A 24254-nucleotide genomic window follows, 5' to 3' on the forward strand; every position below is an offset into this window, starting at 1 on the left:
CTCACTTGGCCTTCTTCTTCCGGGAACGGGCGGGGGTCGAGTCTTGTTCATCGCTCATCTTCTGGTAGAGCGTGAACAGCGCGGCGAGGCGATCCTCGTCCGACTCAAAGCCACTCCTGCGATAGATGCTATCCACGAGGGCGTCATTCTCTGCGTGGGCTTCGCACAGAAGTTCGGGCATCTCCTCGGGATCGTAGAGCTCAGCGAGGGTCTTCTCACAGAAGTACTCCCGCACATCGAGGATTCGCAGCGCCGCCTGCGTCAGCTTCTCCTTCATCGGTCCCGTGAGGTGCGGGACCGGGAAGTTGTTGTACACGATGGTGTTGGAGTAGCGGAAGTCCGTCTTCATCTTGCCGCCGACCGCTCGGAGCCACGCCATGTGCATCTTCGAGGTCAGCAGGGCGAAGAGCCAGGGCTCGGCGTCGTAGACGGCGAAGGCGAGGTCCGAAATGACAGTATCGGGCCCTATGAAGCCAATCGGAACGTATGTCCGCCGCTCAGACGAAACCTTAGGAACGATGATGGAGTTTGTGGGTTTATGTTGCTCGCGAAATCGATAGGGTGTCTGTGCCAGTTTCAAAGCATCACGCGTGTCACGGGATTCGCGGTATTCTCGGGTCGTATTGATTCGCTTCTCTATAGGGGGGATTGTCTCCGCTTCGGAAAGATCTTGTTCCTCGATCCATAGACAGTAACGGTCGATTCCGTTGATAAACTCTCGCGAGCCAACATGTTTTTTAAGGAACTGTGACGCTTCGGGGTAAATCTCGAGAAGATCGCTTCTCTCCTGGCTATTGAGCAGGAGGTTCCCTCCGTCGTATGCCATCATACCGAACTTCATGAGGGGTAAAAATGTGGTGAGGGGAGCTGTTCTGCGAGAAATTGTGATTGAAGGAGCCTCTGAAAGGTAGCCATTAATTGCGCTGACTTTCTTTGATATTCCCCCAGTGTAAAGAAGTTTCTTCTTATTGCTAGATTCCCTAAGGTTGATGACAGATACAGTCACTCCGGCATTATGCTTAGCGCTGTTCGACCACTTAAATGAGGTGTACGCATAGCCGATCTCGAGTCCCAGCGCGAACAAGTCGGGGAAGAGAAGTCCTACGTGTTCACCTTGGGTGATGGAGTTCGTAGTGACGAACGCAAGCTGGGCGGAGCTACCCGCGATGTACTGTCCGCCCTTGAAGAACCACGCGGAGATATAGTCGATGTTTTTTGAGAAATCCTTTTCGCCGTAGGCGAACTGGAGGTCTTCTGTTTGCTCTGGAGAACGTTTCTTTGCACCCACGTACGGCGGGTTGCCGATGAGGTAGACCTCCTCCTCCGGGGTGTGGGGGCAGACGTCGTTCCAGTCGATGCGGCAGGCGTTCGCACAGCGGATTTGGCCCATGCTACGCAAGGGGATCATGGGCAGGTCAACGCCGAATTTCTCTTTGTACTCCCGGTTCATCTGGTGCTTGGCGATCCAGAGGGACAAGACGGCGACCTCGGCGGCGAAGTCGTCGATCTCGATGCCGTAGAAGTGGTCGATCTTGACCATGGAATCAGAGAAGAGCGTCTGGTGCTTGGGGCTGAGGTGGGCGAGGCGGTCGAGGATCGCGTGTTCCAGCCGGCGCAGTTCCTTGTATGCGATGACCAGGAAGTTTCCCGAGCCGCAGGCCGGGTCAAAGACCTTGATCTTCCCAATGCGGTCCAGGAGTTTTTCGAGACGGGGTACGGAGGAATAGGCGTCGTCGAAAGCCTCGCGCAGTTCGTCGAGGAAGAGGGGCTCGATGGTCTTGAGGATGTTCGGGACCGAGGTGTAGTGCTGGCCCAACTCCGAGCGCGAACCTGTTTGGACGACTGCCTGGAACATGGAACCGAAGATGTCCGGGTTGATGTCTTGCCAGATCAGGCGGCCCATGAGGATGAGAAGGTCCCGCGACTTACGGTCGAACTGGGGGACTTGGTAGGCGGCGTCGGCACTGAAGAGGCGGCCGTTGACGTAGGGGAAGAGTTGGAGGTGCTCGGGGAGGTCCGATTTATCGGGGATGTCGAGGGCCTCGAAGATTTCGGTGATGACCTCGGCGGTGTCGCTGCCGTCCTCACGGGAACGAGAGGCGATGGCGTGGGTGAAGGAGCCTGCGGGGAAGAGGTCCGTGTCCTCCGCGAAATAGCAGAAGAGGAGGCGGGTGAAGAAGATGTTGAGGCCGTGGCGGTCTGCGTCCGTGGCAAGTGAGACCGCGTTGGTGCTGACGAGGGCATCGAAGAGCTCGCCCATGCGCTCCGCGGCCTTTGTGTCCGCGGGACGCTCCGCGATGAACTGGGCCTTTTCCATGCCCGCCCAGGGGAGGAAGAAGGCGTAGTGCTTGTCCACCTCGCGGAGGGGGAAGACGCGGTTTTCGTTGGTTTTGGTGTCCAGGGCGGCCAGCCACTCATGATCCGTGACGATGACAAAACGCGTTTTGAAACGCACTACGCGCTCGTGGGTGCGCAGCTGTTCCAAGGCGTGGAGGAAACGGGACTCGCGCTCCGCGGGGGAGGCGGCCGGGGTGGCGTCGAGCCGGCGATAGTAGACCAGATCCTTCTGGGCGTACTCGCGGGAGGGGTCCTCGGCGACATTGATGGAGCCCTTGCGCAGGCGCGTGATGTTGCCCTTGGAGCGGCCGTAGGCCAGGAGGAGATCGAAGAGGAAGTCATCCGAATACTCGGGCTGACCAGCGATGTTCTTCACGCGCTGCTCAATGGTCTTCACAGATAACAGTGCCACGGGTAAGCCCTTCCTGGATGCTAAGCCACAGACAACAACTGGGGATCAGTGTAGTGGGCGGGGGCGAGGGGGTAGGGGTGCGCGTGAGGGGAGAGGTCCCCGGTGGAGGGGACGTTCCCGGGGGATCCCCGGGGGCGTTGCATAGTATGGATTAATGTGGCGTGGGAGTGTCGGGTGCATGTGGGCTCCGGTGCTGCCCTGGTGTTGTTGGTAGAGAGAGGGAGTGGTGTGGTGGAGAAGATCCTGAAGTTCGCGGAAGTTGTCATGGCCTGCGCCTGCCCCTTTCTTGCGAGTGTGGGCTTTGGCGGGAGCTCCATGTGGGTGTTCGTGCTGGGGCATGTCCTGCTCTTCGTCGGGGTGACGCTGGAGCTCGTGGGGAGGTGGCGTGGGCGCAGCATCTCGAGCGGCGAGTTCGGGGTGGCCTGGGGAGCCTTTGTGGTGATGTACCTCGTTGCGCTCACGCACGTGACGGGCGCGCCGGTGATCGTTGGTGTTCTGGGGATTCTCTGCTGCGTGGCCTGGTGGTGGCGATACGGCCGGAGGAGCGGGGCGGGGAGCTCAGCGGGTGACGTGTGAGCTGGGAGCCTAGAAGGCACCACCGTTGGCCACGAGACTCTGGAAGGACATCACGATGAAGGCGCAGGCTTCGGCGTCAGAGTCCGCTTTGTGGTGCCTCAGCCGGTAGCGCGGTACACACGCGTTGACAACGGTGGGGAGCTTGTAGTTCTCCAGACCCGGGATGATCTGGCGCGCAGTTCGATAGGTGCAGAAGAAAGGCTCCGGGAGCGAGGTGGTGTTGAAGTAGACGTCGAGATCACGCCAGACGCCGGCGTCGAACGACGCGTTGTGGGCGTACACAGGTAAGCCGGAGACAAAACGGGAGACGTCCCCGGCGATGTGTGGCCACATGGGCGCGCGCTTGACCTTGCGGGCGCTGATTCCATGGAGATCGGTGAACTCAAAGTAGCTGAGTTCCTGAGGCGGCTTGAGAAGTGTGGAGTAGCGCTCAACGATCATTCCGTTATGCACCTTGACCAGGGCGATCTGGCACGCGGAAGCGCCGCTGTATCGATTGGCGGTCTCGAAATCAACGGCCACAAACGTGGGGGTGAGGAGCTCCGCCGGTGAGGGGACAAAACGGGAACCGGAGCGCCGGGCGGGGCGGGAGGTAGAGGAGCGGGGCTTAGGGTGCGCCAGGGAACGACCCGTGGAGATGCCGGAGGATGCGTGCTCAACAGCCTTGGGCTCCTTGGACTTCTTGGAGAGCTCAACCAAGCGCTTCCACTCGGCGTTGAAGGCGCTGGGGTCGCGCCCCTCCGCCTTCGCGTGGAGAGCCTGGGCTTTTGCCAAGCGTTTGCGGATCTCCAGGCGGTAATCGTCCCGCGGTGCGGGGAGATCGCGGCCGAGCCAGTCTGTGAGCATCTCTACCTCGCTGGCGTAGTCCTTCAACTTGCGCTGGATAATGCCCACCTGGATGACGTAATACTCCATGACGTTCGCAGGATTGATCTCAGCCGCGGCGACCATGGCGTGCATGCAGCCGGTAGCCAGCTCTAAGGCCTCCTCGAGGCGCCCTTCGCGTTTGAGATCCGCGATGTCGCCGATCCAATCGCAAATGTCGCGGTCGCGGTATTGGGGCATGAACCAGCCTTCGGGGGCGAGGTCATTTTGTGGGGTGGGCTCGGGATCAGGCTGGATTTCTGGGGTGGGAGCGGGTGCGGGCTCGGGAGGCTGGGGGACGTGGGGGACTACTGGTCCTGGGTAGGTCGGTTGGGTGGCTTGTTGTGGGCTCACACGGCGGCGAATCCAATCCAGAAGTCCCATGATGAGGGGCGATCTCCTTCACGTACGAGGGCCATCACTGAGGTGGCAAACGAGTAACGGCCAAGTAGTTGGCTCTGCCATAGCGTATCAATGGGGGGTAGGAAACTAGTGATGGCCGGGGCGCCAGTGTGTTCGATGGAAAGTGCCCTGCTGGGGTGTGGTGGGGAGCTAATGCGGAGACAGCAGGAAGCAGCCCGCGAGAGTGAGAGCCACAACGGCAGCGCCGATGATGATGGGTAAATCATTTCCTTCGGCCCGGCGATATGAAGTTTTCTCCAATCCCCAGGTGACCACGTAGACAACGATCCCGCCGAGGATTAACGGATATTTTTCTACTCCGTGAAGACAGAGGGCTATGGCTACGTAGAGAAGGACGAAGGAGACGAGCCAGCTGAAGGCGTTGCCGGCTGAGGAGTTTGTCTTGTTGAGCATGTATGACCGCCTTGTATGTGGGTTCGCTTTTCATGCCGTTAGGCCTAATGATCTTTACGCCATCATGCCGTTCATCCTCTGAAAAGTAGAAAGGTGTGTGACGTCTTATAGAAGCTGTGCTCAATTATCCTCGCAGCATTGTGGCATCCTTTCCCAAAGGCGTCAATAGTAAGCAGTTGCGTGAAGACGGGGAGCTGGGTCCGATCTGCTCGCCCTTCCGCTGGGCATGTAGCTTTGCTACTCTGAGCCGCATAGTAGTACCCGCCAGTTCAAGACCCAGGAGATGGCACCTATGGAGAAGGCAGCCCGCCCATTTCGTGATGGCAACCCCACTGCGCAGCGCTGGGGGTGGATCGGGGCACTCGTGTGCACGATCGCGTGGGTGGCGATCATGCTCGCCATGGGACACACGATGCTCGAGGCGCTCACCAACCCGCTGACGGTCATGGAGGCCATCGTGACCGTCTGGCTGTGGGTGGTCTCCATGAAGGTGCGGTCGGCAGCTGCGGAGTAGGTAGGGTTGAGGACTTATGCCGAGAGTCAGGAGTAGGAGACGTTCTCTAGCCATTGGCGCGCGAGGGCTTCGTCTACCTCTAGGCCTCGAGAGCGTAACAGCTCAATGTGTTCGCTAATTGACATAAAAGGCTTGCTTTTATTGGGCAACAGGAGGCATCTAGGTTAAACAGAGATCCAGCCCACTCCCGACAAAGTCGAGGCGGGCTGAACTGTTGCCTCCAATCTATCCGGCTTGGCTGAAAAGGGGCAAGAAGGGGAGTCTCGAGAACCATCAGACCTGGTAGACGAATCGGCCGCGCCACAAGCGCCAGCAACTCATCCTTCAACGGCCGATGGGGCAAGCGCAGGACTGTAGCGCGGGGGTACTGGTCGTGTGGTTGAGCATGGTTGCGTTGTGTTCTGGGGATTCTCCGAACCTACCGTGAGAGCTGTGCTCCTGAGGGCCCGCTGTTTCTTCTGGCGGGCGTGCGCACTGCGGCGGGGTCCGCTAGGGCGACGAGGCTGTCCACGGATGGTGAGAGGTGATGCGTGGGGTGGACTGAATGTCAGGTCGGCGGGTAAAACTCGGATCCGTCGAGACCCTTGCTGGGGGAAACGGGATCAGTAGGCAAACGCCAGGTGGGGTCACGTGTGCAAAAGGTCAAAGCGATGCCAGCGAAGTAGCCGTCACTGTAGAGCGTGCGGTTGGGCTATAGGAAAACTGAAGTGACTCACGTGGTGCCGCCCCTCCATTTACTCGTATGGGGCCTGGAGAGGGGCGTGGTGTTCGTAGGAAAGCCTGCTTCATCTGCCGCGATAGGAATGGTAGCAGTAGTACTGAAAATGTATAGCATGTGAGATAAGCTTGCCTTGCGTTCCCCTGCTACTGAACGGCCAAACGCCTGGGATGGAGACACCCTCATGGAGCTGAAGACCAAAATCCGCGCCTTCGCGGTGATGTGTGGCTTTGCCCTTGCGGCAAGTGTGGAGGCTGGCGAGCACTTCGATGTTGCGCACCCGTGGATCTTCTATGGGATTCATGGGGTTTTCGTGGTGCTCGCTGTCACCTGGATGCTCAAAGCCCGATCTCGTGGCCGCCTCTCGACAACGCTGGTGATCCGCGGCTGCGTGGCCTTGGCCTTGCTCTATGCTGTCGCTGCCACTCGGGCGGCCATCGCCCCGGCGGCAATAGCGGTGGTGGGGATCGCCACGATTGCACTGTGGGTGTGGGCGGAAAATAACTCGAGGCGAAGCAGCGCCGCGTAGGACTCGCCTGTGTCCTACGCGGGCGGGGGCTCCCTCGCGGGAAGGGGATGTGATGCCGAATGCTGTCACGCGTGAAGGAATGGGCGTGGCTGGTAGTAACCGTGCTCGGCGTCGTGTTCCTGCCCCTCGCACCCATTGTTGTCAGTGTGCTGTTCCTGTATGTCACGCGGAGCCTCCAGCCAATGGGGGTATGGGGCGCTCTCGGGTGGTTTGCTACTGCGTGGATTCTGTCGATCTTCGCCGGTGTGGTGGCGCGGTATATCGTTAGGGCGGTTATGTATCTTCGACTGTCCCCCGCCGGCATGCCGCATTCTGGAAAGATGTCAGAAAACATCATCACCACGCTTCTTGCGGTAGTGCTGTATTTCTTCCTCTTTCTGGCTATTTCGCCGCCGCTCTACGCGATCTGCGCCACGGGTATCTACGCCATCACAGCGTTCATTCTGTCGAATATTTTTGATGATTAAGCCCGGGGCTCAACACTATACATTCACAAATGTATTCCCTTGCAGGCCCAATCCTGGCGGGGACATCTGATGTAGCTGTGGCGTCATATCAGTTTTTTCGGGTGGAGCGATCCTTAAAAACTCAGATTGGGTAGAGTCAACCAGAGGGCTACTGAGACTAGAAGAGGAAGGCTGAGACCTTGTAGGTAATATTTCACTACCTCATAGGGGAACGTGACACCGAATCCACTATCCAGGATGGTGAAAGATTGGACGGGCTTCCGGCGAGTGCGTAGGTAAGAGCAAACGAGCGAGCTGCAGAGAGTGCATGGGAAAACGAGGAGGAAGGGGTACGGAGTTATTATGCTCAAATAAAAGGAAAAAATGAGCGAGGCTGCACCGACCGTCAAGATAGCTCTGATTACGTCCTTTGAAGAGCCATACTGGGTGAGTATGGATATGGAGTATGAAAGGAGAGAGAAAGGTGCCAGGAATAACGAAAAGGTCGCGCTCGGGGAGACCGTGGAAAGGATGTAGGTGCAGACGATAGTGAGTATTGTCGTGTAGTGGAGAAGGGTATATCTGCGAAATCTACGCAGAGTAAGAATGATTTTATTTCCAGTTGGCTTGTTCTGTGTCCAGCGTCCGGTGCTTGAGAACAATGCGGCGTGAACAAGGTCCGGATCTTGTATGCTCCACAGGGATGAGTAAAGGAGTTCTCGTCTCCCATTTTTAATAATGGTGGGAAGTGTCCGTTTCCATGGGGCTGCTAAAAGAATACGTATTCCTAGTGATAGAACGAGGAATAGTGCTCCGCAGTAGCAAATGTGGCCAAGAAGAAATCCGAGAGCCGGGAAAGTGACGATTTGGTACGGAGTGGTGGGGCTTAAAACCACTCGTGCGCCATGATGGCGCGATCCCCATTGGAGCTTATCCTCTGGGATTGAGTGTAAGGGGAGAAACAATTCTGCTAGTCGCGCGATGATGATCAGTGCAATGATCGCGCAGGCTGCAATAGTGAGTCGCTCAGTTGTATCAAGAGCGGTCACCGTCTGGGCTCTATGCCAGTTATGGATCCCGGAACAAACGCCAATGAGTACGCAAACATAAATAATGTACTGCGTTACTTGGTTTAAATTAAAGTGTAATTGTTTCATCGCTACAGGAGGTGAGGATATCGGAGTGGGTGGCAACAATGCAGAGGTGCCCCCTACGGGAGAGATCCTTAAGTGCGGATGATAATTTTTTCACCCAGCGACTATCGAGATGGCGTTCAGGTTCATCGAGCATGACGATAGGACGGGCATCGCTGAGCTGAGTGGCGAGAAAGGCGCGCTGCCTTTCCCCACTTGACAGGCTGAATGTGGAGCGCTCTGCAAGTGATGTAAGGTCCCATTCGTTGAGAATAGCGTGATATCGGTCTTCTTGTGGCGGGACGAGCAACGCAAGGTGCTCACCTACGGAAAGCTCGGGGTAAAAAACTGGCTCGCCTAAGAGGATGAGTTGGTCGACTGACTTAATTCGGTGTACTGCCGTATCGGCTAGCGTCACCTCTCCGCAATTAGGGGAAAGCTCGCCGCTCAATATCTTGAGAAGCGTTGTTTTTCCGGCTCCGTTCGGGCCTGTTATTGTGTAAAATGTGCCCTGGTGGAAGGTGAATGAGAAATTATGCTGCGAGTCCTTCGGGCCAAAGGTGATATCTGTGTGAAGCTCGCCCTCGCGATAATTATCTGGTTTTCCAATAATGGCCGTGTCTCCAGGTTTGTGTAGACCGTGTGAGTTGAAAGAAGTAATCAACTGCGTGCCAAGGTACCAGAGTGTCCACTCCATTGGTGGCGCCTAGGCTCTGCACACGCGGCGCTTCTCATAGTCATGTCTCACCACGCTTTTTCGCATGTTCCCGCCTCACCCCGCCCCGCCCATCGAGCTCCAGCGTGCCGTCTTCTACCAGCTCATCGAGGAAGCGCTGGGCTGTGGCCCGGGGGACGTCAGCGATCTGCATGAGCTGGGTGGCGCTGAGCGTGGGGAATTCGCGGAGCCACACATCCAGACCCGAGCGCAGCCGGGCTTGTTCCTCCTCCTTCTGGGCGTGGGCGCTGCGGCGGGTGTCGGCGCGCCCGGCGAGGATGCGCCGGGCGGTGGGGCCCAGGATCCATGGGGTGCGGGAGGCGGCGTCGTCGTCAATGGGGAGGGGGATGATGAGGGCTTGGCCGGCGACCATCGTTTGGGCGGCCGTTTCCAGGGCCACGCGGGCGGCCTCGCGGGTGGTGCAGAGGCGTTCGGCGAGGAGCCGCTGCGTGAGGACGCCGTGCCTGAGCAGCTCGGAGAGCAGCACCGCCACGCGGTAGTCGGTGCGGCGGGCGGCGGGGACCAGGCGGCGCTGGAGTTCGAGCATCGGCCGGTGTGGGGGACCGCCGGCCAGGGTGGTGAGGACGGCGGGGCCGGCGGCGTCGTGGACCTCGCGGACGGTGGGGAGCGGGTGGCCCAGGCTCAGCATCGCCTGGCACATGCGCGGCACGCCCATCCCGTGCGGGCCGGTGAGCCGCAGCGCACGGCACAGATCCGCGAGCGCCGGGGAGGCCGACGCATGACGACTCAGCACTCGCTCCGCGGACATGCCGGGAACGAAGCCGCCCGGGCTGCGCACCTCCAGGCGGGAGTCGGCGGGGTCCCAGCGGACCTCGACGGGCTCCGGGCGCGCCCAGTCCCGGTGGATGAGGGCATTCATGAGCGCCTCGCGGGTGGCGCGGCGGGGGAGGGCCGGGATGTGCTGGGGGACCTCGCCCAGGGTGAGGGTGGTGGAGGGCATCGTCGCGGAGAGGGAAGCCTCCATGCGCTGGAGCTGCTCGAGCACAGAAATGTCCTGCTCAGGGGCCGGCGGCGGGGTTGGAGGGGAGGGGTGGGCGTCGTCGAACCCCTCGCCGCGGGCGCCCACCCGGACGTAGGCGAAGCCCGGGCGGGGGCTGCGCGTGAAGAGGAGAGCTGCGGCCTCGGTGAGGTGGCCGCTGCTGGTGAGGGCGCCGAGGGAGTCGAGGAACACCGGCGCGGGGGCGGCCGCCGCCTTCTTCCCGGCGGACTTGCGCACGCAGGCGCGCGCGAAGGCGAGGGCGTCGGGGCGGACGTCGGCGAGGCGGGCGGGGCTCGGCAGGGCGAGGGGATCACAGCCCGGGCGGTCGCGGCGGCGCTCCCACCACTGGGCGCGGGTGACCGGCTGGCAGGAATCTCCGACCCGCCAGCGCAGACGGCCCTTCGTGTCCTCGATGGGCTCCGGCGCCGGCGGCACATAGAGAGTGAGCACCCGCTGGCCCTCCACCTCATAGGGGCACACCTCCGGCGCGATCCCCACCAGCGCATCAATGCGCTGCTGCAGCCACGCCGCATCCAACATGGTGCCGATCACCTGCCCCTCCTTATCCTCCACTCCCACGATGAGCGCCCCGCCATCCACCGAGTTCGCCATACACGCCACCGCGTGGGCCAGCTTCTTCGCCGCGGTGGGGTTCTCCCGGTGGCCGGGCTCGATGATGGGACCGCTGCGGCGGCCCGCCTCCTCCTTGAACTCAATCCACTGAGTTTCCACGTGCTCGCGGAGGAAACCATCCTGGGCGCTGCCAAGGATGCGGTGGACGTCGGGCTCAAAAGCCGCGCGCGGGGAACGGGGGCGATGGGGCGGGTGGCTGGGAGGTCGCGTCATCATAGGCCCTGACCTGCGGGGAAAATAGGGACGACGCCACCCAATCTAACACGCGCCTCCGCGCGCTTCCCGCCCTCGCGCAGCGCACCCCGGATGGAGCACACCCGGGCGCGCGGGCTACACTGACCTGCCATGAGCACTGCTTCCGCTGATCAGCGTTCGCCCTCCCTGCTTGATGCCAGCTGCGAGGCCTTCGTCCAGGACCTTGCGGCGCTCTCCCCCAGCGCGGCCACCGCCTGGGGCATCCCCGGCTACGAGGACAAGCTGGAGAACTTCTCCCCCGCCTATTGGGATGCCGTGGCCGACCGCACGCGCGAAATGATCGCGGACATCGACGCCTTCGATGACTGCACCGACGACAGCGACGATGACGATGACTTCGACGACGTCGATCACGTCACCGCCGAAACCCTCCGTGACCGGCTCTGCCTGGAGCTCGACCTCCACCACCGGCTGGAGTACTACCGGCAGCTCAACAACATCGAATCGCCGGTGCAGACCATCTCCCAGGTCTTCCTCCTCATGCCGCAGGACACCGAGGAGCAGCGGGAACTCATCCGCGCCCGCCTCACCCAGGTGGGGCCGGCGCTCGCCGGGTATCAGGAGTCCCTCTCCGAGGCCGCCGCGCACGGGAAGGTGGCCGCCCACCGGCAGATCGATGAGGTCATCAACCAGTGCGAGAACCTCGCCGATAGCGGCTCCCTCCTCGAGCACCTCGGCCTGCCCGCCGACTGCCCCGAGGTGGAGGCCGCCCAGCGGGCCTTCGGCGAGATGGCCGACTGGCTAAGCGAGCACCTCGGCCCCCACGCCCCGCACGAGGACGCCGTGGGCCGCGACCGCTACGAACTCTTCTCCCGCTACTTCGTGGGCGATGCTGTTGACCTCGACGAGGCCTACGAGTGGGGCCTCGAGCAGCTCCACGACATTGCCGCCGAACAACGGCAGATCGTCGATGGGCTGTACGGCCCCGACTGCAGCATCCGCCAGGCCTTCCGCGCCCTCAACAATGATGAGCGCTACCAACTTCACGGCACCGGGGAACTTGTCGAATGGATGCAGCGCACCGCGGACGGTGCCATCGCGGACCTCGCGGACACCCACTTCAGCATCCCCGAGAACCTCCGCCGCATCGAATGCCGCATTGACCCCGCCGGCACCGGCGGCATCTACTACACCCCGCCCAGCGATGACCTCAGCCGCCCCGGCCGCATGTGGTGGTCCGTCCCCGCAGGTCAGGACACCTTCCACACCTGGCAGGAGCTCACCACCGTCTACCACGAGGGCGTGCCCGGCCACCACCTCCAACTCGGCCAGGCGCTCTCCGACACCGCCGGCCTCAACCTCTGGCGCCGCGTGGTCTGCTGGATCCCCGGCCACGGCGAAGGCTGGGCCCTCTACGCCGAGAAACTCATGGACGAACTCGGCTACCACTCCGACCCCGCCACCCGCCTCGGCTACCTCGACGCCCAACGCCTCCGCGCCGCGCGCGTGGCAGTGGACATCGGTGTCCACCTGGGTAAGAAGATCCCCGAAGGCACCACCGTCTGGGACGCCTCCTTCGCCCGCAGCTTCCTCCGCGACAACACCGCGATGGACGACGCCAACCTCACCTTCGAGCTCAACCGCTACCTCGGCTGGCCAGGCCAAGCCCCCTCCTACGCCCTCGGGCAGCGCATGTGGGACTCCCTCCGCGAAGAGGCCACCGCCCGCGGCATGAGCCTCCGCGAGTTCCACGACACCGCCCTCTCCTACGGTTCCATCCCGATGTCCCTGCTCAGGGCGCAGATCCTGCGCTAGGGGAGAGGCGGCGCCGGCGCAGGGCGGTGCGTGCGGGGCCGCCGCCTCCCGCGCCTCCCGTGTCGGCCGTGCGCTGCGCGGCGGGAGGGCGTCGGCACCCCGCTAGTTGGCGCTGTAATAATCCGGGCCGATGCGGAACATATCCCGCCCGTTGGGGGTGAGGGTGATCTCATCCGGGCTGGGCCAGGACACAATCACGCTGCCCACCGCCACCGAGCCGCCCGCCTGCACCGGCGTGTACGCGCGCTGCGGGTGCTCGGCATCGCCCGTCACCTCGATGCGCGCCGGGCCCGTGAAGAACTGCGCCCGCTTCACCTGGCGATGGTCCCCACTGTGCTCCTTCCACGTGGTGGTGAAGTCCGCCCAACAGTCCGCGAAGGGTGCCGACGACGTCCCGACCTCGCAATTCAGGGCGCCATCGTAGATGGGGAAGCTGTAGAAGCCGGGCTCCAGGTGCTGCGTGACGGGGGCCGTAGTCCCGCGCTGGCCGGACTGGCCGGACTGTCCGCCCTGGCCGCCGCCGGAGGACGCGGAATCCTGCGAGGCGCCCACGGTGGGGTTGGGGGAGTCGCTGCCCCCGCCCGGTGCGGGGCTGCTGAGCGTCGGCTGGGGGAGGGCGGAGGAGCTCTGCGACTGCTCCTCATTGAGCGGCGCCGTGCGATGATCCCCCTGCTGGGGCTGACACCCCGCCAGCCCCGACCCCAGGAGGCTGAGCCCCAGAGCCCCGGCGAGGAGCACCCGTGTGCGTCGTGGCCGCTGTTGCGAAGATCCTCGTTGCTCCATGATTACGCTTCCCGTCGAGTACGCGCGGTACGCCCCGCACGGCCCGCCCGGGAGGGTGTGGGGAGGCCGGCGCGCGCACAGCTTATTCTTAGCCTTTCCCGCATTCTAACGGCGGACCAGGCCCTTCGCATAGGGGTGTGGGGGCGGGCGGGGCGGCCGCAGCGGGGCAGGCGTTCATGTCCGGGGCGGGTGTTACTCTGAGTCACACATTACAGACGGCCACGAGAGCACCACGAAGGAGCCGCCCATGACGACGAGCGCCTGGATCATCGCCCTGCTTGGCGCGGGGCTCGCCGGCTGGGTGGACGCGGTGATCGGCGGGGGAGGCCTCCTGCTCATTCCCATCCTCATGGCGGTGGCCCCGCAGCTCAGCTACGCGACGGTCCTGGCCTGCAACAAGGTGGCCGGATTCTCCGGCACCTCCTCCGCGGCGGTGCTCATGGTGAGAAAAACCCGGCCGCCGGGGAGTATCCTCGCCCGGGCTATCCCCCTGGCGCTGGTGAGCTCCGGGGTGGGGGCGGGGCTCGCGGGGCTCGTCGCGAAGGACACGATGCGCCCCATCGTCTTCGTCCTCATGGTGGCCGTGGGGCTCTTCGTGGCCTTCCGCCCGAACTTCGGGGTGGGGCAGAGCAGACCCTGGTCAGAGATCCCCCGGCGGCGCCACGTGCTCGCGCTGTGTGGGGTGGCGCTCATCGCGTTCTATGACGGCATCTTCGGCCCCGGCACCGGCATGTTCCTCATCATGGTGGTCACCGCGGTGCTCTCCCAGGACTTCGTGCGCAGCGCCGCGCTGGCCAAGGTAGTCAATGCCTCGACGAACCTCGGGGCGCTCATCGTCTTCATCATCGGCGGGCACGTGTGGTGGACGCTCGGGCTGGCGCTCGCGGTGGCGAACGTGGGCGGCGCGCTCCTCGGGGCGCGGACCGTGCTCGGCGGGGGCGTGAAGCTCGTGCGCTGGGCGCTGCTCATCGTGGTGGTGATCATGGCGATCTACCTCAGCCTGCAGCAGGTGGGCGTCGTGTAGGCCCTTAAGCAGCCTCGACGCGCGCAGCCGCCGCCTCCCGCTGGGTGCGAACCCACACGAAGAAGCCGCTCAGCACGAAGCCCGCGTACACCAGGTACAGCACCGCAGAGGGGTAGTAGCCCGCGGTGAGCAGCAGGGGGACCCCCACGACGTCGACACCAATCCAGATGAGCCAGAACTCCGTGAGACCCTTCGCCATCCCATACGTGGCCAGAATGGAGCCGACGAAAATCCAGGACTCCGCCCACGGGCCCCAGGAGCCCAGCGCGCCGAAGACCCAGCCGAAGAGCACAAAACCCACCGCCGCGGCAATGAGCAGCCAGAGGCGCTCGCGCGGGGAGGCCCAGCGCGGCTGCACGGCGTCGGCCTCCTCGGCGGGGGTGCTCACGATCGAGCGGGACAGATCCGTGTCCTCCTTCTCCCGGAGGCCGCGGCGGCGCGCCGCCGACCACTGCGCCCAGCCATAGACACTCACGAGGATGAACATCACCTGGCGGCCGGCTTGTCCATATAAGTCGAGCGCCTGCGGGGTGTGGAAAACCCCGCCCAAGAACACGGTGAAGAGCAGCACGTTGCCGATAATCCCAATCGGCCACGCCCACACCTTGCGCTTCATCCCTCCCCAGGCGCACGCCATACCAAAGACATTGCCGATGATCTCGCGCCACAAAATCTCGCTCCCGCCGATGGAAATCGTGGCGTCCAGAAGATGGGAAAGAATACTCACCTCACAGAGAGTACTCGGCGGGCGAGAGGGCTACGCGCCCGTCCCCGCGAGCGGATCCTCCGGCCACGCGTGCTTCGGATAGCGCCCCCGCATCTCCGCGCGAACGCCCTGGTAGGGCCCCGACCAGAAACTCGCGAGATCATCCGTCACCGCCACCGGCCGCCCCGCCGGCGAGAGCAAATGAAACTGCACCCGCACCCCGCCGGCCACCTCCGGGGAGGCCACCAGCCCCAGGCAATCCTGCAGCTTCGTCTTCACGACGGGCCTCCCGCTCTCATAGCTCACCGCGCGCCGCCGCCCCGAAGGCAACGTCAGCTCCGCCGGGGCCAGCTCATCCAGGCGCTGCGCCTCCGGCCAGGGCAGCAGCCGCTGCACCACCGCGTGCACATCCACCGAGCCGAGCGGCGCCCCCTGGGCCAGCCGCTCCACCTCCGGGGCGGCATAGAGGGACACGTCCGTCGACCACACCGACGGCCACGGCTCGCCCAGCTGCTCGTGGAGGAACTCCAGCCGGGCGGCCAGCCGGCCCGCCGCAGTGGAGGGCCCGCACTGATCCGCCCACAGGTCCCAGCCGTGCTCGGCGAGGAGCGCGCTCACCGCCTCCCGGCCCACCTCGGGGTCCGGGGAGATCGGCGTGGAGCTCAACTCCACCGCGCCCAGGCGGCGCACCTCGCGGAAGCGCAGCCGCCCCTGCTCCAGCCGGGCGATGGTCTCCGACTCGACGCCCACCGCGCGCTCCGCCTCCTCGGCGCTGAGCGCCGCCGCAGCGCGCACCACCCCCGCCGCGCCCGGGCGCCCACCGCGGGTGAGAGAAGCGACCGCAATCCACGGCCGGCCGCGCAGCCCCTGGCACTCCGGGCCGAGCACCGCGCGCGTCCCCGAGACCAGCAGGTATTCCTCCTCCCGGCCGGGCGCGGCCCCAGACTGCCGGCGGGCCACCCGGTCAGGGAAGGCGGCGGCGATGACCTCGCCGGGGTGGGGGCGTCGAGAAGTGTGGGCCGCGTCCTCGGGGCGCGGGGCGAGGCGCTCCAGGCGGCGAGTCTCCGGGTGGCGGCGGAAGGAGCCCGCGGCCTGGGCGAGATCGCCCGAGGCGCCCTCCGCCAGCGCCGCGAGCACCGGGGCGGCACCCGCGCCGAAGCGCTCGAGGGCAGCGCCCAGCCGCGGATCGAGGGGCAACTCCGCCAGACGCCGGCCCCGATCCGTGGCGTGACCTGCGGAATCGATGGCGCCCAGGCGGCGAAGCGTAGCCTCCGCATCATCGAGCGCCTGGGCGGGCGGCGAATCGAGGAGCGCCAGGCCCTCCGCGCGCGGCGTGCCCCAACACGCCACCTCGAGCGTGGCGGCGGTGAGGTCCACCGTCGTGATCTCCGGGGCGGGGAAGTGCGGGGCGCGGGCCGCCTCCTCCTCCGAGCAGCACCGCACGCAGATGCCCGGGCCCTCGCGACCAGCGCGGCCGCGGCGCTGCTCCATCGTGGCGCGAGCCGCCAGCTGCGTGACCAGGCCCGTCATGCCGCGGGCGGCGTCGCGCTTGGGGACGCGGGACAGCGCGCTATCCACCACCGCGTGCACCCCCGGCACCGTGAGCGAGGACTCCGCCACCGCCGACGCGACGACGACCCTCGGGGAACCATCCGGGCGCGGGCGCAGCGCCTCATCCTGCTCCGCGGAGCTCAGACGCCCGTGCAGCGGCAGCACCGGGCAGGCGACGCGAGCGCGCAGCCGGGCGCAGACGGCGTCGATCTCCCGGGCGCCCGGGGCAAAGACCAGCACCGACTGCCCCGACGGGCCCACCTCCCCGAGGAGCGCGGCGGCCTCATCGGCCACGTGATCCCAGAACTCGGGGCTGCCGTGGACGCGGCCCGGATGCGGCGCCCAGCGGGTCTCCACGGGGTGAATGACCCCGGGCACGTCCACGAGCACACCGCCCGTGAGCTCCGCGTAGCGGCAGGCGTCGAGCGTGGCCGACATGATGGAAAGGAGCAGGTCATCGCGCAATTCCCGGAGCTCCAGGAGCATCGCAAGGCACAGGTCAGTGTCCAGGGAGCGCTCGTGGACCTCATCGAGGACCACCGCCGACACCCCGGGCAACTCCGGATCGCGCAGCAGCATCCGCAGCAGGACCGCCGGCGTCATGAACTGCACCCGCTCGCCCCGCACGTGCTCCCCGCGGATGCTGATCCCCACCGCGCCGGGCATCTCCGGGGCGAGTTCGCGGAGCCGACGCGCCGCCGCCCGCACCGCCACCCGTCGTGGAATAGTGACCACGACGGTGCCCGGCACCTCATTGGCCGTGGCCGGGGGAATGAGCGTGGTCTTGCCCGTGCCCGGCGGGGCGCTGAGGATGACCGGCCGGCCCGAGCCGGAGGCCTCGACGTAGCGGGACAGAGCCGCCGACACCGGCAAACCGGCGCCGATGGCCTCGCAGGAAAAGCGATGGGGCATCGTAGGGAAGCTCCTTGGGTGATACGCCGGAGTGGACTGGGGATCCCCCGGGCGGCCGAGGGGAGTGCGGCCGCGGGAGACGACCAGAAGCGGCGGGTTGTTCTGATTCACCACGGTAGTAGGTCTCCGTGTGGCGGAGGAGTGGTGGGGCGGGGAGGGCGGATGCCGGCTGGTGCTGCTAGCTGCTTCGGTGTGTGCTCCGGCTAAAAGTCTCTTTGACTGCAAAAAACTACAAAAAGTGACTTTCGTTCACACCCGGACGGGGGAAATTTAGCACCTTCATGGTTATTGATTGACGGGCTCGACGATAATGACACACCGTGAAGTGGTCGTGTCAATTGCGGAGGAGGGTTGTGCAGGATCCTCAGAGGGCCGTGGTGGCAACAGAATGATGGGCAGTTCTCCGGGTATCAATATTCTATGTGTGACTGATTGATCGATGCTTGTGGTGGACATTAAGGAGGAGATATGGCTTCTAGCGCAGTGTATGTCGATGTAGGAATGCTGGCCGTAATGTGGTGGTTGATATGGAGATCGAGAAGCACATGCGGCAAGCGCGTGATGTGGACTGCTGTAGCAAGTACTATATTGATGGTCCTACTGCTGGTATGCGGTCAGTTGTGGCCTGGTAATGGATATACCTGGATATTGTCCGCAATTTTTGTTTCTTGTGTTGTCATTACGCTATTAGGCGTGAATAGTGCAGGCGGTCGATAGGAGGATCGTGCAGCAGGGTTGATGAGACGCTAGGGTGTCCTTAAAGCAATGCCTGATGCGCGTACATCAGCTGAAGCGCCTCCTTGCTCCTCTTTCCTCAGGCACGCGCTTCTGGAGGTCTGGCCTAACCTGAGTGAGAGTGACGGAGACATCCTCTTCGGGTACGTCTAACCACAGTGCGGTGATCTCTCGGGCAACGTCTTCAGCATCTGTCAGCCGGGCCGCTTGTCCGGAGATATCGAATTCCGGGACCTCTACCAGCCACCACTGACCATCGCGGGTGACAGTAGCGTCAACATGAGTCATGATGGATTCCACCTCGCTATCAATTCTTTGCTGTCTGCATCACGGATGGATGGTTGATCGTCCATGCAAGGAAAGCGTCGAAAAAGACTCTCCGAGAGGTAGGTTTACTATGAGAACATGGACTGCCAGTGATGGCACACAATTTACTGACCAGGACATTGAACGATGGGCCAACGAGCAAGAAAGTGATAAGCCTTTTCGTGGTGGACACCTCGGCCCCTCACAACCTGGTCGGCCCATAAGCGTTAGTGAAGACGCACGTCCCGAAACAATCCGGTGAGACCGCAGGCGGCGAGCCCCCGCCAGCTACACCGCCGGGGCATCGTCCTCGAGTTCTACGCGCTCGAACTTTTCCTCATCCACGGTGCCCACCACGCGAGCCGGCACTCCCATCGCGATGCTTCCCGCCGGGATGTCCTTGGTCACCACCGCGCCGGCGGCGATCACGGCGCCATCGCCGATCGTCACGCCGCCCAGCACGATGACCCCGCCGCCTAGCCACACGTCCTTGCCGATGGTGATCGGCTCCGCCTTCTCCCACCCTGCGCGTCGCATCGCGACGTCATGTACCGGGTGGTTGATGGTGAGGAGCTGACAATTCGGCGCGAGCATCGAGCCCTCGCCCACGCGCACCGGCGCCGAGTCCAGAATCACCGTGTTGTAGTTGAGAAACACCCCCGAATCGAGGAACGTATTGCGCCCATACTCCACCTGGAGCGGCGCGTGCACCCCCATGGGATCCGAGCCTGGGGCGAGGATCTCCCGCAGCAGCTCCCCCGCCCGCTGGGGATCCGTGTTCGCCAGGTCATTGAACTCCTTGAGGCGTCGAGCCGTAGCGAGCTTCTGCTTCCCCAGCGTCTCCGGGGCGTCGGTCAGGTGCCACTGACCAGCGGCCATTCGCTCGAAGCCGGTCCAACGGATGAGATCCTGTTGGGAAGAGCAGGGGTTGAAAGCCGTGTTGTCGTTGTTATTGGGCATGTGTTTCACATCCTCTATCGAAGATAATTATTCTGGCATTATAAGAAGGAAAATAGTACACGACAACTATCGATGATACTGGGGCTACACTTGTAATGATGAATTTTGCTTGGTTGTTTATTGTGAACGAGGTCGATCGCGAGGGCTAACATGTAGGAAATGCCGTTGTTCAATAATATCCCTCTGCCACGCTTCTTATAATCGGGTCAGAACTGTGTGGAACAGTTGAGAGAATTATATTATTTGAGCGCAATAATGTTTATTCTTGGTAATATACATAATATTATGAAATAATGAGTACTGGACTGGTCGCAGAAGAGAGTGAGATAGTCTGGCCACATGAACGGTGCGCGCGTGAGAGTGATTGTCGGATGGATCCTCGGGCTCTTCCTCTGTGGATATATAGTATTCGCGATCCTTCTTCCATACGGTCTGGGGCCGGTTGATGCCGTGGCGTTTCTTGCCTCGGTTGTGCTGTTGACAGTAGCACCCGCAGGGGTGATTCTGGGCGTCGTGGGAGTGGTATGCGCAGGTTGGGGACGATGGCAGCGCCGAAATTCCACTGCGTCGTTGCGCTGCTCAGCTGGTGTAGCGCTCATACTGTGTGTCGGTGCAACGGCAACGATGGTCAGCGTGACCGTATCCACGATGGCGGTAGCTTACCGGTATGGAGGTTCGGTCTCCATCGCCCAGGCACTTCTCCCCGGCCCGATGAGTAGTGAGAAGACACTACCGGATTTGCAGGTTTCTTATCCTGCGCAAGGTGAATATCCGAGTGGGGAGGTTGAGATATATGGTGCACAGCCTGAGGGTCGTGCGATGAGGCCTGTCATCGTCGATATTCACGGTGGCGGATGGAATCAGGATGCTCACATGCCAGCCACACTCCGTTGGTTCGCCGACCATGGATACCTCGTGTTGCGACCGAGCTATGAATTAGCTACTCCACAGCATCCAACAGCAGATAGCGTTCCGGGACAGGTATTGGGTGCGTATCGCTGGTGTGTTGAGCATGCAGCGCAATGGGGTGGAGACCCACAACGGGTTGTCCTGTTTGGGGACTCCGCGGGAGGAGGCCTGGCATTGAGTGCAGCGTATCGGGCAGCAGAGGATTCTTCGCCTTTTCGTCCGCAAGCTGTTGTGGCGCTATATCCGACTGTTGATGTCAACGCTGTTGCTCGAGTGCGGACCCTTGGGGCTGGAAATGCAGCACGCGAGTATGTGGGTGCAGATGAAGATAAGAATCCAGAGGCGTTCGAAAGAGCCTCCAGTAGTCGGTGGATTCACCGGGGTGCACCGCGAACACTCATTATTCAGGGCGAGCATGATACATTTGTTCCCCCGGATTCCGTAGAGGATTTTGTCAAGGAAGCGCGGACTAGTGGAGTGGACGTGAAACTCGTTCGTGTACCGGCAGCGGATCATGCTTTCGACTCCCAGGGTGCTGGATCTCTTGGGTTTCAATTAGTGACAACGGTGACGGAGAGCTTCCTTCTCAGTAGTATCTAGAGGGGCGTTATGCGCCGTTGCGTAGTGAAGAGTGTCGTGAAAAGTGAGGGCGTCCGCTATAAGGAGAAGTTTTCCATAATGTTGTGAGAAAATATTAGAGTCTAGGCCCTAATTGGAGGAAAAGCTTTTATAGGTAGTGAATTATTATTATCTAGAAATTCTAGGGATTGCAGGGTTGTCTCTGCTTTAAAATGTATCCTTGATACTGCTCTTTTTGTGGTCGACGACATGAAGTCAAGCATGTGGCCTACAGTATCTTCATTTTGTTAAAATCGCTAGAATCACGCATGGGTCAACTAAGGGATTGGTCGTCTCATTCGGGGCTATTGTCATAATTTTCTTTGAAACACTGGTTGTCGAGCAGTGCAGGTATACGCTATTGGTCCTTGCCCAATAAAGCTCCATCCTCTATGGTGAACTCATGGAACATTCTCTGACTCAACAATCTACGCGAGTAGCGGTAGTCACCGGGGGTTCCTCGGGGATCGGGGAGGCCGCCGCGCGGGCCCTGGCCGGCGACGGCTGGCACGTCATCGTCGCAGCTCGACGCCTGGATCGCCTCCAGCGCATCGCCGAGGAGATCGGCGGGACGGCCGTCGAACTCGACGTCACCGATGACGCCTCCGTGGCCGCCTTCGCAGCGCAGGTCGAGCGCGTGGACCTCCTGGTCAACAACGCCGGCGGGGCGAAGGGGCTGGAGCCCGTCGAGGAGACCACTCTCGACGACTGGCGCTGGATGTATGACACGAATGTGCTCGGCACCGTGCGCGTCACCCAGGCGCTGCTTCCGAAGCTCCGCGAATCCCAGGGGCTCATCATCAACATCGGGTCGATCGCCGGCATCACCCCCTACGAGGGCGGATCCGGCTATAACGCGGCGAAGTTCGGCCTCCGTGCGCTCACCCGCGTGCTGCGGATTGAGAATGCGGAGAAGCACGTCCGCGTCTGTGAGATCGACCCCGGCCGCGTCGCCACCGACTTCTCCCTCGTCCGCTTCAACGGGGATGAATCCCGCGCCGAGGCCGTGTACAAGGACAAGATCAACCTGCTGGCGGAGGATATCGGGGAGGCCATCCGCTGGGTGGCCTCCCTCCCGCCGCGCGTGAACATTGACACCATGAACATCATGGCCGGCGACCAAATCTGATGAGCCTGTCCGCCCTCCTCACCCTCATCGGGGTCTGGCTCATGGCGCTGGCGTCCCCCGGGCCGGATGTGGTCCAGATTGTGCGTGTCGGCAGCCGCACCCGCCAGGCGGGCATCTGGTGTGCGCTCGGCATCATGGTGGGCAACACCGTGTGGATCCTCGCGAGCCTCGCCGGACTCTCCGCCCTCATCAGCACCCACCAGGAGACGCTCTCCGCGCTCCAGCTCGTGGGCGGCATCCTGCTGCTCATCATGGGAATCGGTGCCGTCCGCGGCGGGTGGGCGCAAGTCCGTGGCGACGGAGCCCGGCCGGTGGAGAGCGTCGGGGAGGCGTCGTCGGCACCACCCACGACGCCAGGTGCGATGCTGCGGCTCGGGATCCTCACCAACATGTCGAACCCCAAGGCGCTCCTCTTCTTTGGTGCGGTGTTTGCGCAGTTCATCACGCCGGAGCTGGGCTGGGGAGCGCGGCTGGGGATGGCGGTGCTGCTCATCCTCATTGGACTCGCGTGGTTTGTGGGGGTGGCGCTGGCGGTGCGGACCCTCGCGGCCTTCCTGCTGAGGCACAGCGGGGCGCTGGACATGGGGGCGGGGGTGGTCTTCCTCGGGGTAGCCGGCGTGCTGTTCTACGAGGCGTGGCAGGGCTTCGGGCTGCCCCGGCTGCTCAGCCCCCGCTAGGGCGGGCAGCCCCCGCTAGGGCGGGCAGCCCCCGCTAGGGCGGGCAGCCCCCGCTAGGGCGGGCGCGGACGGCGGGAGGGGATAGAGAAGGGGATAGACTAGCCCCCATGCATACCGAGGATGTCGCGATCAGAGGGGACAGCATCAAGCTTGGGCAGTTCGTGAAGCTGGCCAACCTCGCTGCCACCGGGGGAGAAGCCAAGGAACTCATCGCCAGCGGAATGGTGCAGGTCAACGGCGAGGTTGAGGTGCGGCGCGGCCGGACCCTTACCGAGGGGGACCTCGTGGCCCTCATGGACCCCACTACCGGATCCGCGCTCGCCAGCAGCCGGGTGAGCACCGACACCGACGACGACTACTTCGACGAAGCCACCGCCGATGATGACTTTGACCCCGAGAAGTGGAGGAACCTCTAATGCCCGCGTTCGAAGCCCTGGGCGGCATGCCCTACTGGATTGAGCTGCTGAGCTCCGACCCGGCCCGCTCCGCGCACTTCTACTCCACGCTGCTGGGCTGGGAATGCGAGGGGGAGGACTACCGCCTGGCTCGCAAGGAGGGGCTGCCCGTGGCGGGCATCGTCACCCAACCCGAGGACGCCCCCTTCCCCGACACGTGGGTGACCTACTTCCTCGCCGATCACCTCGAGGCCGACGTCGAGCGCGCCGAACAGCTCGGTGCCCGCATCCTCAGCCCCATCGCCGACGTCCGCCTCGGCCGCATGGCGCTCCTCGCCGACCCCGCCGGGGCGCTCCTTGGGCTCATCGAACCCCCAGGTGAAGAGGCATTCATCGCCGCCGGCGAACCCGGCACCCCCGTCTGGCACGAGCTCACCGCCACCACCGGCTACGACAATGCCCTCACCTTCTACGAGGAGCTCTTCGGCTGGGCCACCAGCACCATCGACGGCGGCGCCGGCTCCGCGCTCCGCTACACCACCGCCCTCATGGACGGCGCCCCCTTCTGCGGAGTCCGCGACGCCGAAGGCCACTTCCCGCCCCAGGTCCCCAGCTTCTGGCAGGCCTTCCTTGGGGTCGCCAATGCCGACGACGCCGCCCGCACCATCACCGAATCCCACGGCGAGATCATCCGCGAACCCCACGACTCCGAATTCGGCCGGATGCTCCTGGCCTCCGACCCGACCGGCGCCACCATCACCCTCTGCGAGGTCGACCCGCCCGCCCCCGAGGACATCTCCGAAGCCGACCCGCTGCACGGGCTGGACCTAGGGGAGATGTGAACCT

22 protein-coding genes are annotated in these 24254 nt (G+C 63.2%); 12 read left to right on the top strand and 10 right to left on the bottom strand.

Annotated features, from left to right (window positions below; genetic code table 11):
• Position 1: 1 nt before the first annotated feature.
• Entirely contained in the window at positions 2-2749 is a 2748-nt protein-coding gene (locus tag L1O03_RS00130) for a DNA methyltransferase (RefSeq protein WP_236117408.1), read from the bottom strand.
• Between the two features lie 228 nt (positions 2750-2977).
• On the opposite strand from L1O03_RS00130, the gene L1O03_RS00135 reads away from it, so the two are divergent.
• Positions 2978-3325: a hypothetical protein gene (locus L1O03_RS00135; RefSeq protein ID WP_236117409.1), complete on the top strand. Its 348-nt coding sequence runs from the start codon at positions 2978-2980 to the stop codon at positions 3323-3325.
• A 9-nt stretch (positions 3326-3334) separates the two neighbouring features.
• Here the strand turns inward: L1O03_RS00135 and L1O03_RS00140 are convergent, their stop codons facing one another.
• Both L1O03_RS00140 and L1O03_RS00145 read right to left on the bottom strand, forming a co-directional pair.
• Positions 3335-4573: a 3'-5' exonuclease gene (locus L1O03_RS00140; RefSeq protein WP_236117410.1), complete on the bottom strand. Its 1239-nt coding sequence runs from the start codon at positions 4571-4573 to the stop codon at positions 3335-3337.
• A 168-nt stretch (positions 4574-4741) separates the two neighbouring features.
• Complete coding sequence (locus L1O03_RS00145; RefSeq protein WP_236117411.1) at positions 4742-5005, bottom strand: hypothetical protein; 264 nt, start codon at positions 5003-5005, stop codon at positions 4742-4744.
• 292 nt (positions 5006-5297) lie between these two features.
• Here L1O03_RS00145 and L1O03_RS00150 point away from each other — a divergent pair, with 292 nt between their 5' ends.
• From L1O03_RS00150 to L1O03_RS00165, 4 genes are all read left to right on the top strand, one after another.
• Positions 5298-5519, top strand: coding sequence for a hypothetical protein (locus tag L1O03_RS00150; protein WP_236117412.1), 222 nt, complete (start codon positions 5298-5300; stop codon positions 5517-5519).
• 902 nt (positions 5520-6421) lie between these two features.
• Complete coding sequence (locus L1O03_RS00155; RefSeq protein WP_236117413.1) at positions 6422-6766, top strand: hypothetical protein; 345 nt, start codon at positions 6422-6424, stop codon at positions 6764-6766.
• A gap of 59 nt (positions 6767-6825) precedes the next feature.
• Positions 6826-7233, top strand: a complete 408-nt coding sequence (locus tag L1O03_RS00160) for a hypothetical protein (RefSeq protein WP_236117414.1) — start codon at positions 6826-6828, stop codon at positions 7231-7233.
• Positions 7234-7596: 363 nt separating this feature from the next.
• Entirely contained in the window at positions 7597-7749 is a 153-nt protein-coding gene (locus L1O03_RS00165) for a hypothetical protein (protein ID WP_236117415.1), read from the top strand.
• Between the two features lie 600 nt (positions 7750-8349).
• Here L1O03_RS00165 and L1O03_RS00170 read toward each other — a convergent pair.
• The gene (locus L1O03_RS00170) at positions 8350-9042 is read right to left on the bottom strand and encodes an ABC transporter ATP-binding protein (RefSeq protein WP_236117416.1); all 693 of its coding nucleotides are present in this window, start codon (positions 9040-9042) and stop codon (positions 8350-8352) included.
• A gap of 40 nt (positions 9043-9082) precedes the next feature.
• A complete protein-coding gene (locus tag L1O03_RS00175; RefSeq protein ID WP_236117417.1) occupies positions 9083-10909 on the bottom strand; it encodes a DUF5635 domain-containing protein in 1827 nt (608 codons plus the stop codon).
• 129 nt (positions 10910-11038) lie between these two features.
• Between L1O03_RS00175 and L1O03_RS00180 the strand changes: the two genes are divergently transcribed.
• Positions 11039-12703 carry a DUF885 domain-containing protein gene (locus L1O03_RS00180; RefSeq protein ID WP_236117418.1) on the top strand — a complete coding sequence of 555 codons (1665 nt, stop codon included), beginning with the start codon at positions 11039-11041 and terminating at the stop codon, positions 12701-12703.
• 102 nt (positions 12704-12805) lie between these two features.
• Here L1O03_RS00180 and L1O03_RS00185 read toward each other — a convergent pair whose 3' ends face one another.
• Entirely contained in the window at positions 12806-13486 is a 681-nt protein-coding gene (locus L1O03_RS00185; protein ID WP_236117419.1) for a hypothetical protein, read from the bottom strand.
• A 247-nt stretch (positions 13487-13733) separates the two neighbouring features.
• Between L1O03_RS00185 and L1O03_RS00190 the strand changes: the two genes are divergently transcribed.
• The gene (locus tag L1O03_RS00190) at positions 13734-14510 is read left to right on the top strand and encodes a TSUP family transporter (protein WP_236117420.1); all 777 of its coding nucleotides are present in this window, start codon (positions 13734-13736) and stop codon (positions 14508-14510) included.
• A gap of 4 nt (positions 14511-14514) precedes the next feature.
• On the opposite strand, the gene pnuC is transcribed toward L1O03_RS00190, so the two are convergent.
• The 4 genes from pnuC to L1O03_RS00210 form a co-directional block, all read right to left on the bottom strand.
• Positions 14515-15237 (bottom strand): nicotinamide riboside transporter PnuC, encoded by a 723-nt coding sequence (gene pnuC / locus L1O03_RS00195; protein ID WP_236117421.1) that lies wholly within the window; start codon positions 15235-15237, stop codon positions 14515-14517.
• A 30-nt stretch (positions 15238-15267) separates the two neighbouring features.
• On the bottom strand, positions 15268-17679 hold the full coding sequence (locus L1O03_RS00200) for an ATP-dependent RNA helicase (protein ID WP_236117422.1): 2412 nt from the start codon (positions 17677-17679) through the stop codon (positions 15268-15270).
• 783 nt (positions 17680-18462) lie between these two features.
• The gene (locus L1O03_RS00205; protein ID WP_236117423.1) at positions 18463-18702 is read right to left on the bottom strand and encodes a hypothetical protein; all 240 of its coding nucleotides are present in this window, start codon (positions 18700-18702) and stop codon (positions 18463-18465) included.
• A gap of 306 nt (positions 18703-19008) precedes the next feature.
• Entirely contained in the window at positions 19009-19680 is a 672-nt protein-coding gene (locus L1O03_RS00210; RefSeq protein ID WP_236117424.1) for a sugar O-acetyltransferase, read from the bottom strand.
• A 633-nt stretch (positions 19681-20313) separates the two neighbouring features.
• On the opposite strand from L1O03_RS00210, the gene L1O03_RS00215 reads away from it, so the two are divergent.
• The 5 genes from L1O03_RS00215 to L1O03_RS00235 all read left to right on the top strand — a co-directional run bounded on the left by L1O03_RS00215 (position 20314) and on the right by L1O03_RS00235 (position 24250).
• Positions 20314-21189, top strand: coding sequence for an alpha/beta hydrolase (locus L1O03_RS00215; protein ID WP_236117425.1), 876 nt, complete (start codon positions 20314-20316; stop codon positions 21187-21189).
• Positions 21190-21610: 421 nt separating this feature from the next.
• Positions 21611-22336, top strand: a complete 726-nt coding sequence (locus tag L1O03_RS00220) for an SDR family oxidoreductase (RefSeq protein WP_236117426.1) — start codon at positions 21611-21613, stop codon at positions 22334-22336.
• Positions 22336-23013, top strand: coding sequence for a LysE family translocator (locus L1O03_RS00225; protein WP_236117427.1), 678 nt, complete (start codon positions 22336-22338; stop codon positions 23011-23013). Before L1O03_RS00220 ends, L1O03_RS00225 begins: the two co-directional genes overlap by 1 nt.
• Positions 23014-23120: 107 nt before the next feature.
• The gene (locus tag L1O03_RS00230; protein WP_236117428.1) at positions 23121-23429 is read left to right on the top strand and encodes an RNA-binding S4 domain-containing protein; all 309 of its coding nucleotides are present in this window, start codon (positions 23121-23123) and stop codon (positions 23427-23429) included.
• Entirely contained in the window at positions 23429-24250 is an 822-nt protein-coding gene (locus L1O03_RS00235; RefSeq protein WP_236117429.1) for a VOC family protein, read from the top strand. Before L1O03_RS00230 ends, L1O03_RS00235 begins: the two co-directional genes overlap by 1 nt.
• Positions 24251-24254 lie beyond the last annotated feature (4 nt).

It is taken from the genome of Corynebacterium uropygiale, from assembly GCF_021568315.1.
Classification (GTDB): Bacteria; Actinomycetota; Actinomycetes; order Mycobacteriales; family Mycobacteriaceae; genus Corynebacterium; species Corynebacterium uropygiale.

Coding starts and splice junctions, on each gene's coding strand:
- L1O03_RS00210 (WP_236117424.1), bottom strand. CDS start 19,680: ATGCCCAATAACAACGACAACACGGCTTTCAACCCCTGCTCTTCCCAA.
- L1O03_RS00140 (WP_236117410.1), bottom strand. CDS start 4,573: ATGGGACTTCTGGATTGGATTCGCCGCCGTGTGAGCCCACAACAAGCC.
- L1O03_RS00220 (WP_236117426.1), top strand. CDS start 21,611: ATGGAACATTCTCTGACTCAACAATCTACGCGAGTAGCGGTAGTCACC.
- L1O03_RS00145 (WP_236117411.1), bottom strand. CDS start 5,005: ATGCTCAACAAGACAAACTCCTCAGCCGGCAACGCCTTCAGCTGGCTC.
- L1O03_RS00150 (WP_236117412.1), top strand. CDS start 5,298: ATGGAGAAGGCAGCCCGCCCATTTCGTGATGGCAACCCCACTGCGCAG.
- L1O03_RS00165 (WP_236117415.1), top strand. CDS start 7,597: ATGAGCGAGGCTGCACCGACCGTCAAGATAGCTCTGATTACGTCCTTT.
- L1O03_RS00180 (WP_236117418.1), top strand. CDS start 11,039: ATGAGCACTGCTTCCGCTGATCAGCGTTCGCCCTCCCTGCTTGATGCC.
- L1O03_RS00190 (WP_236117420.1), top strand. CDS start 13,734: ATGACGACGAGCGCCTGGATCATCGCCCTGCTTGGCGCGGGGCTCGCC.
- L1O03_RS00205 (WP_236117423.1), bottom strand. CDS start 18,702: ATGACTCATGTTGACGCTACTGTCACCCGCGATGGTCAGTGGTGGCTG.
- L1O03_RS00225 (WP_236117427.1), top strand. CDS start 22,336: ATGAGCCTGTCCGCCCTCCTCACCCTCATCGGGGTCTGGCTCATGGCG.
- L1O03_RS00230 (WP_236117428.1), top strand. CDS start 23,121: ATGCATACCGAGGATGTCGCGATCAGAGGGGACAGCATCAAGCTTGGG.
- L1O03_RS00175 (WP_236117417.1), bottom strand. CDS start 10,909: ATGATGACGCGACCTCCCAGCCACCCGCCCCATCGCCCCCGTTCCCCG.
- L1O03_RS00200 (WP_236117422.1), bottom strand. CDS start 17,679: ATGCCCCATCGCTTTTCCTGCGAGGCCATCGGCGCCGGTTTGCCGGTG.
- L1O03_RS00235 (WP_236117429.1), top strand. CDS start 23,429: ATGCCCGCGTTCGAAGCCCTGGGCGGCATGCCCTACTGGATTGAGCTG.
- L1O03_RS00160 (WP_236117414.1), top strand. CDS start 6,826: ATGCTGTCACGCGTGAAGGAATGGGCGTGGCTGGTAGTAACCGTGCTC.
- L1O03_RS00155 (WP_236117413.1), top strand. CDS start 6,422: ATGGAGCTGAAGACCAAAATCCGCGCCTTCGCGGTGATGTGTGGCTTT.
- L1O03_RS00170 (WP_236117416.1), bottom strand. CDS start 9,042: ATGGAGTGGACACTCTGGTACCTTGGCACGCAGTTGATTACTTCTTTC.
- L1O03_RS00185 (WP_236117419.1), bottom strand. CDS start 13,486: ATGGAGCAACGAGGATCTTCGCAACAGCGGCCACGACGCACACGGGTG.